General features: G+C 57.7%; 13 protein-coding genes. 4 read left to right on the top strand and 9 right to left on the bottom strand.

Going from position 1 to position 16219, the window contains the following annotated elements; genetic code table 11:
- Nucleotides 1-4: 4 nt before the first annotated feature.
- Nucleotides 5-1279, bottom strand: a complete 1275-nt coding sequence (locus tag ACZ9IU_RS27220; protein WP_040124806.1) for an ArgE/DapE family deacylase — start codon at nt 1277-1279, stop codon at nt 5-7.
- 239 nt (nt 1280-1518) lie between these two features.
- Between ACZ9IU_RS27220 and ACZ9IU_RS27215 the strand changes: the two genes are divergently transcribed.
- Nucleotides 1519-2493, top strand: a complete 975-nt coding sequence (locus tag ACZ9IU_RS27215; protein ID WP_040124808.1) for a LysR family transcriptional regulator — start codon at nt 1519-1521, stop codon at nt 2491-2493.
- A 615-nt stretch (nt 2494-3108) separates the two neighbouring features.
- On the opposite strand, the gene ACZ9IU_RS27210 is transcribed toward ACZ9IU_RS27215, so the two are convergent.
- On the bottom strand, nt 3109-4590 hold the full coding sequence (locus ACZ9IU_RS27210; protein ID WP_040124810.1) for an NAD-dependent succinate-semialdehyde dehydrogenase: 1482 nt from the start codon (nt 4588-4590) through the stop codon (nt 3109-3111).
- 20 nt (nt 4591-4610) lie between these two features.
- Nucleotides 4611-5891: a 4-aminobutyrate--2-oxoglutarate transaminase gene (locus tag ACZ9IU_RS27205; RefSeq protein WP_040124811.1), complete on the bottom strand. Its 1281-nt coding sequence runs from the start codon at nt 5889-5891 to the stop codon at nt 4611-4613.
- 165 nt (nt 5892-6056) lie between these two features.
- Here ACZ9IU_RS27205 and ACZ9IU_RS27200 point away from each other — a divergent pair, with 165 nt between their 5' ends.
- Nucleotides 6057-6866, top strand: coding sequence for a MerR family transcriptional regulator (locus ACZ9IU_RS27200; RefSeq protein ID WP_040124813.1), 810 nt, complete (start codon nt 6057-6059; stop codon nt 6864-6866).
- A gap of 188 nt (nt 6867-7054) precedes the next feature.
- Nucleotides 7055-7198 (top strand): hypothetical protein, encoded by a 144-nt coding sequence (locus ACZ9IU_RS27195; RefSeq protein ID WP_157885304.1) that lies wholly within the window; start codon nt 7055-7057, stop codon nt 7196-7198.
- 513 nt (nt 7199-7711) lie between these two features.
- On the opposite strand, the gene ACZ9IU_RS27190 is transcribed toward ACZ9IU_RS27195, so the two are convergent.
- The 5 genes from ACZ9IU_RS27190 to ACZ9IU_RS27170 all read right to left on the bottom strand — a co-directional run bounded on the left by ACZ9IU_RS27190 (nt 7712) and on the right by ACZ9IU_RS27170 (nt 13302).
- Nucleotides 7712-8878 (bottom strand): ABC transporter ATP-binding protein, encoded by a 1167-nt coding sequence (locus ACZ9IU_RS27190; protein ID WP_040124815.1) that lies wholly within the window; start codon nt 8876-8878, stop codon nt 7712-7714.
- A gap of 79 nt (nt 8879-8957) precedes the next feature.
- Entirely contained in the window at nt 8958-9983 is a 1026-nt protein-coding gene (locus ACZ9IU_RS27185; RefSeq protein ID WP_040124817.1) for a Gfo/Idh/MocA family protein, read from the bottom strand.
- Between the two features lie 28 nt (nt 9984-10011).
- Nucleotides 10012-10845 carry a carbohydrate ABC transporter permease gene (locus tag ACZ9IU_RS27180; protein ID WP_040124818.1) on the bottom strand — a complete coding sequence of 278 codons (834 nt, stop codon included), beginning with the start codon at nt 10843-10845 and terminating at the stop codon, nt 10012-10014.
- A 2-nt stretch (nt 10846-10847) separates the two neighbouring features.
- Complete coding sequence (locus tag ACZ9IU_RS27175) at nt 10848-11777, bottom strand: carbohydrate ABC transporter permease (protein WP_040124820.1); 930 nt, start codon at nt 11775-11777, stop codon at nt 10848-10850.
- Between the two features lie 70 nt (nt 11778-11847).
- Nucleotides 11848-13302 carry an ABC transporter substrate-binding protein gene (locus ACZ9IU_RS27170; RefSeq protein ID WP_040124822.1) on the bottom strand — a complete coding sequence of 485 codons (1455 nt, stop codon included), beginning with the start codon at nt 13300-13302 and terminating at the stop codon, nt 11848-11850.
- Between the two features lie 286 nt (nt 13303-13588).
- Between ACZ9IU_RS27170 and ACZ9IU_RS27165 the strand changes: the two genes are divergently transcribed.
- A complete protein-coding gene (locus ACZ9IU_RS27165; RefSeq protein ID WP_040124825.1) occupies nt 13589-14848 on the top strand; it encodes an ROK family transcriptional regulator in 1260 nt (419 codons plus the stop codon).
- Nucleotides 14849-14964: 116 nt separating this feature from the next.
- On the opposite strand, the gene ACZ9IU_RS27160 is transcribed toward ACZ9IU_RS27165, so the two are convergent.
- Complete coding sequence (locus ACZ9IU_RS27160; RefSeq protein ID WP_040124827.1) at nt 14965-16122, bottom strand: ROK family transcriptional regulator; 1158 nt, start codon at nt 16120-16122, stop codon at nt 14965-14967.
- Between the last annotated feature and the right edge of the window lie 97 nt (nt 16123-16219).

Here is a 16219-nt window from a genome sequence, read left to right as displayed (position 1 = left end):
CACGTTAGATTCGCCTCAAGCCGCACCAGCGTTGGACGAAGTCAGCGATGACCATTGTGGTCTGTCTGACACTGTCGAGGTCGACGTGTTCGTCGAACCCATGTATTTGGCTGCCCTTGGCGCCGTAGCAAAGGGCCGGAATGCCATAGTAGCGGCCATAGAAGCGGCAATCGGTCACGCCAGTGAACAGGATTTCTTTCGCAGGCTGGCCAGTCACTGCCGCGTGAGCGTTCCGCATTGCAGTTTCGAAGTCAGTGCCCGGCTCGAGCACATAATCCTCGGCCTGGAAGCCGTTCCAAATGATCTGCGGGGGGGTGTTTGCGAGGAACGGATCATTGGCTGCGGCTTTGTTGACGACCTCCGTGATCTCCTGGCGGAAGGCGTCCAGAGATAAGCCGGGTAATACTGCGATCCTGCAATCGAGTTCACACCATGCGGGCGTCGAGCTCGCCCAGTCCCCACCGCGAATCTTCCCGGGATTGAACTTGATCGGCGAGGACAGCTTTGAGAACCAGGGATGCCGCTGAACACGCTCATTGAGCTGCAGCGTGAATTCCTCGAGTGCGTTGATCAGATGGAACGTCGACAAGATGGCACTAGTCCCCTGCTCACTCTCGGCGACATGAGCCGGCGTTCCCCGCACCGATAACCGGAACCACATGACACCAAGCGAAGCGCGCAAAATGTTTTGCTGGGTCGGTTCAGGAATGAGGCAGGCATCTGCCCTGTAGCCGCGAGCCAGCGTCGAGAGCGCACCGTTGCCTGTGGATTCTTCTTCCGTCACAGTTTGCACAAAGACGTCACTACCAGGTAGAAAACCGGCTTCCCGCAGCGCGTCCAGCGCGAACACCATCGCACACACGCCGGCCTTCATGTCGCAAGCTCCGCGGGCGAATAGCTTGCCGTCTCGCACTAAAGCGGCATAGGGTCCGTCGGTCCACATGTCCGATGGCCCCGGCGGAACGACATCAACGTGGCCTTGAAGAATCAGGCTTTTGCCGCAAGGGTTCGGTGCGCGGAGTGCCCCGATGACCTGAATGGCATTTTCGTAGTCGACGTCGACAGCAGGAGAATAGCCAGGCAGGTGCTCCATCGAGACGTCGGACAGCGCGTAGCGGTCAACGACCCAGCCGCGATCGGAGAAAGAACGCGCGATCCAGTCTTGGCAAGCCGCCTCTTGACCTCGCTCACTTGGGAAGCTCGTGAGTGATTGCAGCCATTGAAGCTGCCTATCCCAATTGGCCTCTACGACCCGCCCGAGTTCAGATCTCGTAAGCATTAACTCCTCCTGCTGCGTCCTTGCGATCGTGCAAACCCATTCCGCGTTGCAACTGAGCCTCGGTCATCAGGCCAATGCTCCGCGGTCTGGGATCGCCATTTCGCCGGAAATCCGATTCCTCTCCTTCTCAGTCCTACACGGGCAGGGCTGAGACATCGGTTCGGGTATTCGATTATCGTTCTTTCAAAAGTCTGCAAAATGTATTATAAGAGCAAACATCTTCCATTTTTTGTAGAAATATGAATTCCGGACCCTATCTAAACCTTAGCCTCCGACAGCTCCGTTATATCTGCGAGGTTGCGCGGCTGGGCACCGTTCTCGGGGCATCAAAGTCCCTTCGGATCGCTCAGTCCTCAATTCTTGCTGCAATCGACTTGGCGGAGGCTGAAATTGGATCGCGCATTTTCGAGCGGTTCCCCGCAAAGGGGATACGGGTCACTCCGGCAGGCATGCGTTTCATCAATGCTGCGAGAGTCATGCTTTCTTCGGAAATCGAGTTTGCCCGCGCGATAGGCGGCATTTCTGAGCGAGTCCCGGACGTTCTGCGGATTGGTTGCTTCGAGCCCTTCGGGGCCTTGTTCATGCCCGATCTACTCCAGCAGTATGTGGATCAGATTGGCAAGGCGGAGATCGATCTGAGGGAAGGAAACCAACGTCAGCTACGAGATTGGCTCGCTGCAGGTGAAATAGAGATGGCGGTACTGTACGAAGGCGATCTCTTCTCATCTTACTCGCTCACCCCGATCTGCTTTATTCCTCCGCACGCAGCGATACACGTCGACGATCCGCTGGCGCGACGTGACGCCGTCACGCTCAAGGATCTTGCGCAATACCCATTGGTTCTATTGGACCTGCCGGAAACCGCACCCCATATCCTTGCGCTCTTCAATATTTTGGCTGAAGTTCCGAAAATCGGGTTTCGGACGCGCTCCTATGAGACGGTATTGTCTGCCATTTCATCCGGATTTGGCATGTCGCTTCTGAATATGAGGCCGCTCAATCAGCTCAAGACCGACGGCCCAAATATTGTAAGGAAGCCCCTCCTCGACGACTTGCCCGCAGCGAAGCTCATCATCGCGGATCTGTACGGACCAGAGAAGCCGTACTTTCTGCAAGCATTTATTGATCTGTGCCGCACATTCTTCCACGAGTTAGGACCATCTCGCTTCGCTGTTTCGACTTCTGAACGAGAGCCTTATCTGCTGATACGCTAGCGCAATGACACCGGCTCTACCACGCCATCCGACTTGGCTTTGGGCTAATGCTTTTTGGCCTCGATTGTGGCGAATGCGGTGCAAATGCTCAGCCGTCTGGTTGGGAGGGCCATCAATGGCCAACCGTCTGACAGCCGACCTCCCGACGCCCTCGCAATTTCCCAAGCCCAACTTGTCGATAGCTGACATGGATCCGCCGCTGAAGCGCGGGGCGGTTAGGAAAAGACTGCGGTAGCGCGGTTGAAGAGTGGCAGCCCATGCGACTGATCGGCCGGCCGCGTACGAAAGTTGCACTTTAGAGCGTTGAGGGACTGGAACGCCGTTGACTTCGGTTGCCGGGATCGGCATCTGCCGCCTGATCGCGTGGGATGTATACTGCTATTGGTAGTACGTATCTCAGGCATCGAGCAACACCTTACCCAGGTGCCTGCAGTGAGCACCCGGGCGATCCACAGGCCTCGCATTCGGCGATCTGATCGTGAAGATGGGAGATGATCCCGGTCATATTGCGGCTGACAGCTACCTTAAGTGCGAGGTAAGCTGGGGTCGAGTTCTCGTCGCACGAACAGAGGCCCGTCCGACGTTCCGCCGCCCTAACGTCGGTTTGGTCAACCTTCAGAGATTGCCGATGCAGAGATATTTCATCTCCAGGTAATCATCGGCACCGTGGCGTGAGCCTTCGCGGCCGAGGCCGGACTGCTTGATGCCGCCGAAGGGTGCGGTTTCCGTCGAGATCAGGCCGGTATTGATGCCAACCATGCCGTACTCGAGCGCTTCGGCGACTTTCCAGACCTTCTTGAGATCACCTGCGAAGAAGTAGGCTGCGAGACCAAACTCGGTGTCATTTGCTTGGTGGATGACTTCCTCGATGGTATCGAATCGGAAGAGCGGCGCGACCGGGCCGAAGGTCTCTTCCTTGGCGATCTTCATCCCCTTGGCGACGCCGGTCAGAACTGTCGGCGTGAAGAATGTACCAATGCCGTCGATGCGACTGCCGCCGGTCAGCACCTCGGCACCCTTGGAGACCGCATCGCTGACGTGCTCCTCGACCTTGGCAAGCCCCTGTTCATCGATCAATGGACCGATGGTGACGCCGCTCTTGAAGCCGTCACCGACGGACATCGCTTCGACCTTGGTCGCCAGCTTTGCGGCGAAGACATCATACACGCCCGACTGGACATAGAGGCGGTTCGCACAGACGCAGGTCTGGCCGGCATTGCGGAATTTCGAAGCGATGGCGCCTTCGACAGCGGCATCGAGGTCTGCATCGTCAAAGACGATGAAGGGTGCATTGCCGCCGAGTTCAAGGCTGACCTTCTTGATCTGGTCCGAGCACTGGCGCATCAGGATGCGGCCGACTTCGGTCGAGCCGGTGAAGCTGATCTTGCGTACCTTTTCGTTGCCGCAGAGCTCTTTGCCGATCGCAGGGCCGTTTTCGCCGACGATGACGTTGAAGACGCCGGCGGGAATGCCGGCCTGCTCGGCGAGCACGGCAACCGCGAGGGCCGAGAGCGGCGTCTGTTCGGCGGGCTTGGAGACGACCGTGCAGCCGACGGCCAGCGCCGGTGCGATCTTGCGGGTGATCATCGCTGCCGGGAAGTTCCAGGGCGTGATCGTGCCGACGACGCCGACCGGCTGCTTGATAACAAGCATGCGCTTGTCGTTAGAAGGTGCAGGGATAGTTTCGCCGTAGATACGTTTTGCTTCTTCGGCATACCATTCGATGTAAGCGGCGGCGTAGAGGATCTCGCCGCGGGCTTCCGCGAACGGCTTGCCCATCTCGGCCGTCAGGATTGTCGCAAGCTCATTGGCATTCGTAACCATCAAGTCGAACCATTTGCGCAGGATGGCGCTGCGTTCTCGGGCAGGCATTGCGGCCCAGCCGGGCTGCGCGAGATGGGCCGCGTCGATTGCCTTGCGGGTCTCGGCAGCGCCCATGTCGGGCAGCGATGCCAAAACTTCGCCCGTCGCCGGGTTCAGGACGTCAAAAGTCTTCGTCGCGTCGCAACTAGTCCATTCGCCGTTGATAAAGCCGACGTCGCGCAGGAACGGCGAGGAGAGGGCGATGTGTTTCGTCAATGCAGGCGTGAATGCCATGTCTGCTACTCCGAAGGCGGCTAAATATCCGCGCTTGCTTCAAGAATGGAGGCTTCGAGAATGTCGAGTGCTTCGCCGAAGACGTCGTCCTGAATGGTGATAGGCGAAAGGAAGCGAATAACATTTCCAAACGTGCCGCACGTCAGAAGGATGAGCCCCTTTTCGAGAGCGATCAGACGCACCTTGTTCGCGAAGTCGGCACTTGGTAGCTTGCTCGCCTTATCGTTGAATTCGACAGCGTTCATGAAGCCCGGGCCGCGGATATCGACAATTTCTGGCGCCCTTTCCCGCAGTGATTCCAGCCGCTGCTTCAGGCGAGCGCCAAGCTGGTTGGCGCGGTCGCAAAGCTCTTCATCCTGGATGACGTCGAGAACCGCGTGGGCTGCCGCGATGCCGATCGGATTGCCGCCATAAGTGCCTCCCAGGCCACCGGGGCCGGGCGCATCCATGATTTCCGCGCGGCCGGTGACGGCTGCAAGCGGGAAGCCGCCGGCGAGGCCCTTGGCCATGGTCGTCAGGTCGGGTGCGACCTCATGGTGGTCCATAGCAAACATCTTGCCGGTGCGCGCAAAACCCGTCTGCACCTCGTCGGCGATCAGCAAGATGCCATTTTGGTCACATATTTCGCGCAGTGCTCTCAGGAATGCGGCCGGGGCAGCATAGAAACCACCTTCACCCTGGACCGGCTCGATGATGATCGCTGCAACGCGTTGGGGGTCGACGTCGGCAGCGAAAAGCTTCTTCAGTGCAGCCAGCGACTGCTCGGCGCTAACGCCATGCAGCTCGACCGGGAAGGGCACATGGAACACATCGCCCGGCATCGCACCGAATCCGACCTTATAAGGAACGACCTTGCCCGTTAGCGCCATGCCCATGAAGGTACGGCCATGAAAGCCGCCTCCGAATGCAATGACGGCGGAGCGGCTGGTCGCAGCGCGGGCAATCTTTACCGCGTTCTCGACGGCTTCGGCGCCGGTCGTCACGAAAATCGTCTTCTTGGCGAAGTTGCCTGGCGCCAGCTCATTGAGCCGTTCGGCCAGACGCACATAAGTTTCGTAGGGAACCACCTGATGGCAGGTGTGGGTGAAGCGATCCAGCTGATCCCTGACGGCCGCGATCACCCGCGGGTGACGATGGCCGGTATTCACCACGGCAATACCCGATGCAAAGTCGATGTAGCGCCGGCCTTGCTTGTCCCAAATTTCGGAGTTTTCTGCGCGGTCGGCATAGATTTGGGTGGTCACGCCTACGCCACGAGAAACCGCGGCATTCTTTCGCTCCGTAAGGGTAATGGCGGTCATGGTACGCTCCGGCTCTAAAGGAATATCTTGCATAAATTCTGTAGGATACAAATTACCTACATTTATCCTGCAAGAATGCAAGCGGATTCCGGGATGATTGCTAAAAAAGTTGCTAATGGGCCTAGCGGGGCGCCATAAAGCGCGACCATATGAAAGTGGATCGAGATGGTAGCGACAGAAGCTGGACGAACAACCTACCGCGTTGCCGAAGCCGCCCGCCTTGCCGGTGTTTCAGCTTCAACGCTACGCCTTTGGGAGACACAAGGGCTGCTCGCTCCTCAGCGGACGCAAACCGGCCAAAGAATCTACTCGTCTGCAGACGTAGCCCTCCTTAAGAAGATTGCGTACTTTCGCAGTGAGAGGGGCCTGAATCCTGCGGCCATAAGAGAGGCTCTTGAACACGACGAAACATTTAGCAGCCCGGAGAATGGCAACGACAATGTTGGACGGCGGCTTCGGCACCTTCGACGAAGTATTGGTAAGACGTTAGAGGACGTTGCGTCCGACGTGGGGGTCAGTGCGTCTACGCTGTCAAGTCTGGAGCGAACCTCGCAAGGCGTGAGTTTCAAAACATTGCACGATCTAGCAGAATATTTCGGCACGACCGTCTCAGACCTCTCTGGTGAGAAGATCGACGCCATGTCCGAGGTCGTTCGTAGTGGCGAATGGAAGGCGTGGCCAGCGACCACACCCGGCGTCACGGTCCAGTTGCTGGTGGAGGGAGCGCGCATGATGGATTGCCACCGTTTTGTGTTGGCTGCGGGCGCCGCTAGCGAAGGCGCCTATCGGCATGTCGGAGAAGAATTCATTCATGTCCTCTCCGGACAGATTGAAGTCGTTCTCGACCACGACAAGTTTTTTGATCTTGGTGCCGGCGATACCCTCTATTTCGAGAGCCGCCGCTATCATTCCTGGCGCAACCGACATGACGGAGAGACCATCCTCATCTGGATCAACACGCCACCGACGTTTTGAGAGCATATCGACCTACGGGTGCCACTTCAATTCGCCGTCCGGCGGTGCAGTCGACGCTTGGGCTGACTTCGCTATCGAGCCGGGACCGGGGCGTCAAGTTCTCCCCTTCGCCGCTCAGCGTGAAGCACGCGCATGTCGTTTCCTTGGAAATTGCCGCGTTCGACCGACCTCCTGGCGAGCTTAGCCCCATGATCGACGTTACCCATAAAACCGCGATGCGCTTTGACCTCTCGCTGCGGCTGCTGCACGCCGAGCTGATGCGCTACACCGCCCTTCCGCATCCTGCCTCCCCTGCCCTCGCTTTCACTCGAGCATCAAGCCAAGTAGCTTAGTCTGAAGCGCGATTTCATCGGCCAGGTTCCATGCCATTCCGCCGCAGGCCGGGCGCGAGTGCGGCTGTTTCCGTGGATCAGCCGGCCGACGCCGCGATCGAGCAATGTGACGAAGTTTGAATCCAGTTTGGTTTGGAATCAAGCTACTTCCTCACGGGCTTCGTGTGGAAGTCATCCGCGGTGGGCGTTGGTGTCGTTAGAGCCAGCGCGCATACCAGGTACCGAACTGCGGCGGCCACTGCTCGCTGGTAGCAACCGGAACGACTGCAAGTCCTCAGCGTACCAACCCTTCGGTTTCACGACTTGTATCGTTTTAACACGCGAATGTTGCTTGCCATCCCGAGTGCTTTGAGCCCTGGCGCGGTGCATGAATGTTCAGGTTCTGCATTTCAGATTCAGAAATCTGAAAAAAATGGCTGCCGCCGACCTCGTATTCGACGACAGCCAAGTTGCCTGGGAGGGCAGGAGAAAGGGCTTGAAGCCCCTAGTTCGGTGATAGTCGTGCACGTTCTGTCAGTCGCGGATCGCAGTTCCCGTTACCGGATCGAACCAGTGCAACTTCGCCAGATCGACACTCAGTGCCAGCTGTTGATTGAGGCGTGGTGTCAGCGCCGGTGGGATACGCGCCACAAGTCGGTTTTTACCTTTGTTCGGAAAGTCTTCGGTATCTTCGGCATCGTTTATGTTGACCGGCGGTGACGCGATGTCGAAAAAGACGAAAGTGTCAGCGCCAAGCGCTTCGGCAACCGGAACCTGCTCGTTGAACAAGGCCTCAGACGCGGGACAAACCTGAAACATCTCCGGTCGAATTCCAACGATGACCTGTCGGCCAATATATTCCGAAAGCGCCGCCTTGGCGGGGATGGCGAAGGATGTCTTCATTCCAGTTACCGCGGCTTTGAGACATCCGGCTTCCGCCGTCAGATCGACGCGCACAAAATTCATGGCGGGCGAGCCGATGAACCCGGCGACGAAAAGGTTGGCCGGCTTATCGTAAAGCATCTGCGGGGTGTCGATCTGCTGAAGATTGCTCTCCTGTCCGTTGAACACCGGCTTCAGCACAGCCACACGATCGCCCATGGTCATGGCCTCGACCTGGTCGTGGGTTACATAGAGCGTCGTTACGCCGAGCCTCTGGTTGAGCAGCTTCAGTTCGCCGCGCATCTGCACGCGGAGCTTGGCATCCAGATTGGAAAGAGGTTCGTCCATCAGGAAGGCCATGGGATGGCGAACGATCGCCCGGCCCATCGCCACGCGCTGGCGCTGACCACCTGACAATGCCCCGGGTTTGCGCTCGAGATAGCGGGTGAGATCAAGCATTTCCGCTGCGTCGCGTACCAGCTTGTCGATCTTCTCCTTAGGCATTTTGCGCTGCTGCAGACCGAAGGCCATGTTGTCGTAAACGGTCATATGGGGGTAAAGCGCGTAGTTCTGAAAAACCATCGCAATATCTCGGTCCTGGGGCTCGGTCTCAGTGACATCAGCGTCATCCATCAGCAGCCGGCCGCTGTTTAGCGTTTCGAGGCCTGCTGCCATCCGCAACAACGTTGACTTGCCACAACCGGACGGACCGACCAACACGACGAATTCTCCGTCCGCGACCGAAAAACTTACATTCGCAACAGCAACGGTCCCGTCCGGAAAAGTCTTGCCGATCCCGTCGAAGGTCATGGACGCCATTTTTTATCTACTCCCCGTATTTCGGACGAGGCAAGCCGCACTGATCGTGCGGACATGCCCCGCGCTTTTAATTCCGGCTTTAGCCGATCGTCACCGCTTTGCCGCTTACGACGGATTCCTCGATCGCAGCCAGGATTTTGGTGTTTGCCAGACCATCCTGAGCATCCGCCAGCAACGGAGCGTCACGCACCACGCTATCGACAAAACGAGCAATGGATTCGAGGACAAAACCGCCGATACGCGTCGCGCCGGTCGGGGTGATGCCGATGTAGTCATTGTATTTGAGGCCTCCCTCGCTGATCCGGCGCAGCCCGCCGCTATGGGTCGGATCTGCCTGGACCTGGCCCTTTTCGCCGACGAACTCGATCTTGAAATCGACGAGCGAGGGATTGTCGCGCGACAGGATCCAGCTGTTCTCCATGGCTACGACCGTGCCCTTGGAAAATTCAAGGATCGACACGTGGAAGTCCTTCGTATCCACGCCCCCGGCGGACAGGGTGCCTGAGCGGGCGACGGAATACACGCGCACGACCTCGTCTACCAGAATGAAGCGTAGGACATCGACGAGATGGCTGCCGAGAAACCAGAGTGCCGAGGACTTCGCAGCCCAGCTCAGCATTTCGAATGGAACGAAGGTCGTGTTCGAAAGACGCGCAGTACCGTGCTTTGCCAAGCCGATCTGATCGTCCTGAATCATGTCACGAACCTGGGCGAGGATCGGATTCACGCGGTTGTGGAAGTCAATCATCAGCTTGCCCTTGGACTTTGCGGCAGCCGCAGCAATTTCCTCGGCTTCTCGCACTGTTGTAGCAAGCGGCTTTTCGCTCAACACGTGTTTGTCGGCCTTCAGAGCCGCGAGAATGATCGGCGTGTGAGTGAAGTCAGGTGTCGCGACGGAAATCGCATCGATCTGATCGCTTGAGATCAGCTTCTGGTAGTCGGTGAAGGCCAGCGTTGCGCTGTAGGTTTCCTTCATCTTCAGCGCCCTGCCCTCATCGAGGTCGCAGACGCCGACCAGCTCGGTCTCCGGCAAGACGTTAAAGGTATGGGCGTGGTTGCCGCCCCAAAGACCGGCGCCGATGACGCCCATTCGCAGTTTGCTCATTGCATTACTCCATTCATAAAAGGAAAGGTCAGCCCTTCACCGAACCAAAGGTGAGGCCTCGAACGACGTATCGATCGAAAACGAGGAAAATGATCATCGGGGGTATCATCGCGAGCACCGCAGCGGCGGCGATGTAGTTCCAGGTCACTCCGCTTGTCGCGAAATATCCAAGTGTTCCGATCGGAAGGGTGGCGGTCGAGCGTGAGCTCAGCACCAGCGGAAAGGCGGCGTTGTTCCATGCGAACACAAAGGCGAACATCGAGGTGACAATGATGCCGGGACGAACGATCGGCAGCGTGATCCGCAACATGATCGTGTACCAACGGGCGCCATCGACCCGTGCCGCCTCCTCGAGTTCCACCGGCACCTCGTCGATGAAACTCTTCATCAACCAGACAGAAAACGGGATCGTCAGCGTCTGGAGAACTAGAATCATGGAGAAGTAGGAACCCTGGAGACCGATGCGCGTGATGAGGATGAAGTACGGGATCAGGAACGCGACCGGCGGGGCCATCAGGAGGCCGAGATACCACAACATGATGTTCTTCTTGCCGCGTAGCTTGAAACGGGACAACGCATATGCAGCAGGTACCGAAAAGGGCAGATTGAGCAAGACAGCGCCGATCGCGACAATCAGGCTGTTGATCAGCTGCGGCCCATTGGTGCCAGGATCGACGAGGATGTGCCTGAACGCGTCGAGGTTGGGCTCGAACCCAAGTTGCGGCGGCATGTTGAATGCCGTCTCGGCCGGCCGGATCGCAAGCGCGATGAACCACAAGATCGGTCCTACGAAGATTGCCAGAAAGAGGAGGCCGGCGGCGTAGGTGAGTGCCGTGTTGAAGCTCGTGTGGCGACGGGACATTTTTACCACTCCTCGTTTCGAAACGCGAAGAAGACGTAAAGGGCAACGATGACGTTGACGATCAGCACGGTGATCCAGGTCATTGCGCTGGCAAGACCGATGTTGAAGTTCACGAGGCCCTGTTCGTAGAGCGAGTAGCCAAGCGTACGTGTGGAAGTGCCTGGCCCGCCGCGGGTAAGCACAAGCACCGTGTCGAATGTGTTGAAGATCTGCATGAACCGCAGCATGACGATGATGATCGCGGTGCGCTTAATCAGCGGCAGCTTGATCCGCATCAGAATGGTCCATGCCGACGCCCGATCCAATCGTGCGGCTTCTAGAATTTCGTCGGGAACGGCCAGGAGGCTTGCATAAAGAACGATTGCGAAGAATGGCGTCCATTGCCAGATGTCGACGAACAGGATCGCCGCGAGTGCCGTCGATGGGGAGCCAAGAATCCCTTGCGCAGGCACCGGTATCCAGAGCGACTGCAACACCCAGCTCAACAGTCCGCCGCCCGGATCATAGAGGTAGCGGAACAAAAAGCCGACGACGATAGGCGCGATCGTGGTGGGCAGGATCAGCAGGGCGCGCACGACGTTCATGCCAGGCAGCGCCTTGAGCAGGATGAGCGCGATCGCGAGACCGAACATGAACTCAAGTGCCGTCCCGAGGATCGATAGGATCAGAGTGTTGGTGAGAGCGGCGCGGAAGTCAAAGGCGTTGAAGGCCTGCACATAATTCTCGAAGCCAACGAACTGGAGCGGCTCCGGACCGATTTGCAGGTTCCAGAAATAGAAGCTCGATCTTAGGGCGAAGAGCAAAGGGTAGGCGATCAGGGCGAGCAGCATCACAACCGAAGGCGCGATCAGCAAGTAGGGTAGGTTTCGTCGGATAAAGCTCTTCCGGGCAGGCCCGAAGGCTCGCGGGGAGCGAACGATTGTCGTGTGCATTGCCAGATCCAGTTCTTCTTCACATGGCGGCCGACGCGACAGCGATCGCGCCGGCCCGAGGAGAACCCTATTACTTCTTGGCGATTAGGGCTTTGGCCCCGTCGAGAGTATCCGCATAGCTATCCTTCTGATAAGGGATCATGAGATTACCCTTCAGAATGCTTTCAAACAGGCTGTTGGCACGTTCAAGGCCGATCTTCGGCTCTTCAGTACCGGTCAGAAGCTGGTTTAACGTGAGGCCAAGCACGCTTTCGATTGCTGTATACCCAGGTACAGGCGGGCGCGTGACCTTGCCATTGCCCTGTTTCATCATTGCGTACTGAACATCGAGGTAAGGATAGATGGCCTTGACTTCCTCGTCCATATAGAGCGAAGCGCGCGCAAAATCGGAGAACTGGTAGTTGAGGTCAGGCCAAAGAGCCATTTTCTTTTGGGTCGCCTTCGAGGTCGCCCATCTGATGAAGTCGTAGCCCGCTTCTTGCCTTTCGGAACTGGCAGGAATGCCGAGGCTATACCCGCCCAGGCTGACTGTCTGGGGCACGCCCTCCGCCTTCGGTAGAGCAGCCGTCGCGTATTTGTCCATGACGCTTGATTTCTTTCCCGTCATGTAACCAGAGTTCTTGATCAGGTAGAAGTATGGCGTCCACCAGTAGAACATACCGATGTCACCCTTGGCAAAACGGGTGCCGGCGTCAAACCAGACATAGTTGATAGCCTCGGGCGGAGACAGCTTGTAAAGCTGCCGGTAGATATCAACTGATTTCGACCAGGCGGGGCCTTTTAGCTGCGGAGAGAAATCCCACGGCGCAGACGGAAACGATTTGAACCAATTCGCTCCATGGCTCGCCGACAGCTGCGTGAACATATGGACGATAGGAGAAGGCTGTGACCCACAGACAACTGTCGGGAAAAGCGGTTTGCCACCGAATGACTTGCCTTCCATCAATTTGAGAGTGTCGACGTATTTCGTCCAGGTCCAGTTTTCTGACGTCTCTTTTGGCGGCGCTGCAATCCCGAGGTCATCGAAGATGTCCTTGCGGTACATGACCCCCTGCGCGTAGGCAGCCACCGGCAGTGTACCAATCTGGCCGCGCCACATGTTGGATGAGTAGAGAACCTCGGGGATGAAGTCGGAGAGATCGATTTCGCTGTCTTTGGCTATGAAGTCGTTCAGCGAGATGATCCAGCCATTGTCGAGGTATTGTCCGAGCCACATCTGGTCGACAACGATAACGTCGGCGTCCGACGTCTTGGCAACAAAAGCAGATACGAGGCGGGACTGAAGGGCGTCATACGAGAGGCTCTCCAGCTCCACCTTGATGCCCGTTTGCTTCTCGTACTCCGGGACCATTGCCTTCATCGAGAAAAAGAATGGGTCTTCAACTGACAGGACGCGCACTGTGTTCGCGTCCTTTGCAGCACCTCGCCGTGGAATGGCCAGCGAACCTGCGCCAGCCACAAGAGCTGCGACGGAAGCGCTTTTCAGCAGGTCACGCCGCGACATATTTCCGGTATCGATTGTCATAAGAGCCTCCTCAGTTGATTTGTAATCCAATCCCACCGTCAAGCGCACGCCTACAGGCTTCCGCCATTGATACTGAGATCGTTACCCCTAATTTGCTTTTTATAAGCAGTTAGTTTGTACCTCGCACAAACTTATGATACTGTCAAGAAGTTGTCGCAGTGAAAGATGCGGGGCTTGCATCGGCGCGTTTCGGCCGCCGGGGCGGCGTGTCACTGGAAAGCCCTTTGCTGTCTGGTCGTTCGACAATGTACACGCTACAAAGGCTGCAGCAGATCGGAGATAGAAATTGAAATTTGAGAGCCAACCGTCCTATTCGTTGGGCCAGCGCACTCCCTCCAGCAGAGACGCCGCTGCCGGCGAGAACGGCGGCAACGTGACGCTTGTCTCGCAGTCGGCACTTGGAGCCATCAACCGCGGTCGCGTCCTGCAAGCCTTATATGACAACGGTCCCAAAAGCCGGGCAGATCTCGCACGACTTGCAGGCGTTAATCGGACCACGATAACCGGTATTGTCCAGCCGATGATCGAGGACCAGCTTCTTATCGAGGGAGACGCTTCGCCGTCCGACGTCAAAGGCGGCAAACCGGCTCGTCCGCTTTATTTCAATCCCGATGCGCCGATGCTTGGGGCAGTCCTCCTTTTGCCCGGCACGATACAGGCTTGCCTCGTCGCCTTAACCGGTGAGATCAAGGCCGTTACAAAAGGTGTGTTCGATCCGTTCGGCGACACAGAAACATTCATTGCGGTTATGACGAAGACGCTTACTGCCACCCTGTCTCAAGCCCAGCAGGCGCCGTTCGGAATTGGCGTCGCATCTGCTGGAATGATCGACAGTGACAACGGGACCATTCTTACCGTCAACCTCGCTCCCGTCCTGACTGGGCTCCCTCTTGTGGCCATATTGCAAGACCGCTTTTCTCTCCCGGTTGCCATCGATCATCACCCCCGTGCCTTGCTTGTCGGTGACAGATGGTTCGGCCCCGGCCGCGGCCAACAAAATTTTGCGGCGGTCTATACCGGTGAGGTTCTCGGCGGAGCCTTCTTCATCGATGGCAAGGTCTACCGGGGCCTCGCCGGATCCGGCGGCGAACTCGGTCACAGCGTGGTGCAGATCGATGGTGCACTTTGCAATTGTGGAAAGCACGGTTGCTGGGAGACGGTCGCTGCCCTTCCCTGGCTGCGGAAAGAAGCCGCTCGAATGGGCTTGCCGCATCCCAAAAGCATCACTTGTGCTCGGCTTGTCAAGGAAGCCGACGAGGGTTCTAAGGCGGCAGATGAGCTACTCGAGCGCTACACGCGCAATGTCGCTTTCGGCATCGTCAATCTGCAGCAGACACTGTCCCTGAACTCCTACGTCCTCCACGGAGACGTTGCCGGCGGTGGCATGAAGGCTGCTGAGCTGATCAGGCAGCATGTCGAGCAACTGGTGGTGAAGAGACCCGGCCAGGAGATATCAATCACGGTGAATGGTATCGGCGAAGGTCATACGGCTCTGCGTGGCGCGGCGGGTCTGGTTTTATCGAGCCACCTCAAGCTGGTCATTTGAGGCTTCACAGGGAGCGCCGAACGCTAACGAGGCGACGTTGCGGGGCCTGCAAGGTGTCAGTTCGCGCCTGGACCGCTGCGTAGACACCAATAAGAGACGCGGCACGCGATCGAATTCTACGGTCGGGACCTGGGCTTGCGACCGTTAAGGTAAGGGCTGCCATCGTCTGCAACGGCAGCGGAAAAGAGAGAAGCAAAGAACGGAATGCAGGCGGCGCCGATCGCACCTGCGCGAGGGCCTAGCCGGGATGCCACGACTGGGGCAGCCTCTAAGCCGCGCGACGGGCCAAGGATTGGCTGGCTGGAAATTGCGCTCATCAGTTTGTCTGTGACCAATTCAGGCAGCCGTCCCCCCAGAACAATCAGGGCCGGGTCGAACATCGCCGTTGCCACACGTACCGTCTCGCGGAGTTGCTTGCCGGCGCGTTCAATCCAGCTTTCCAATGTCGCGTTGGCTCTCTCCGGCAAACGCTGGAGATCAGGGAAGTCGTGAACGACGAAGCCGGCTTTATTGAGGGTGGCAAAGAGGTCTTGGCCGGATGGGCGAGGTTGGTCGTATGGGTATAGAACTCCGGGCAGGCAGGCATTTCCATTGACACCGCGGTATGGCCGTCCGTCTATAACCGCCCCTCCCCCGACGCCGTGGCCGATGTGAATGAAGAACATTGGATCCGGCTGCGGAATGCGTCCGCCGAACACGTACTCTCCGAGCGCTGCAGCTGTTCCATCATTCTCGATGTAATAGGGTGCCTCGAACGTCGCTCTGAAAGCGTTGTCCGCCCCGCCATCATCGAAAGCCGGGAAGAAGCTGTGCGCTTTGAGGATGCTCGACATTGTGCCGAAATTCCCCGGCACCGAGCAGCCGATCCCCAGAAGTCGATCCTTAGGCGCGTCTAGGTCCACCAGCATCGCGGTGATAGCGGCCTGCGCCGCCTTTGCCACGAACGAAGCCGAGCTGGTCTCGATGCCGACTGATCTGGAGGCCAGAATCCTACCCGCCAGATCAACAATGGCGACCTCCATGCGGGTGACCGAGAATGTTATCCCGGCCGAAAGATACCTGTCAGCTCGCAAGCTCAGCAAACGCCGAGGTTGGCCTTGGGCGCCCGTCCGCTCCGCCACCTCTATCAGGAGTCCCATTTCAATCAGACGGCCTATCAGCCGGGTAACCGATGCGCCGGTCATGCCGGACCGTTCGGCCAAGTCGACGCGCGCAATCTTCTTGCTCACGAAAATCAGTTCGATCAGCCGCCGTTCGTTTCGTGAAAGGTCCATCGGGTCTAAGCCTGCCTCAAATTGACTTGCGAGAGACCTATTGCAAACGGTATTAAATTACGCAATGTAATTAAACTGTCATGATGGTCCCTTACCA

Source organism: Mesorhizobium sp. USDA 4132, from assembly GCF_056279545.1.
This window is presented reverse-complemented; position numbering and strand designations above follow the sequence as displayed.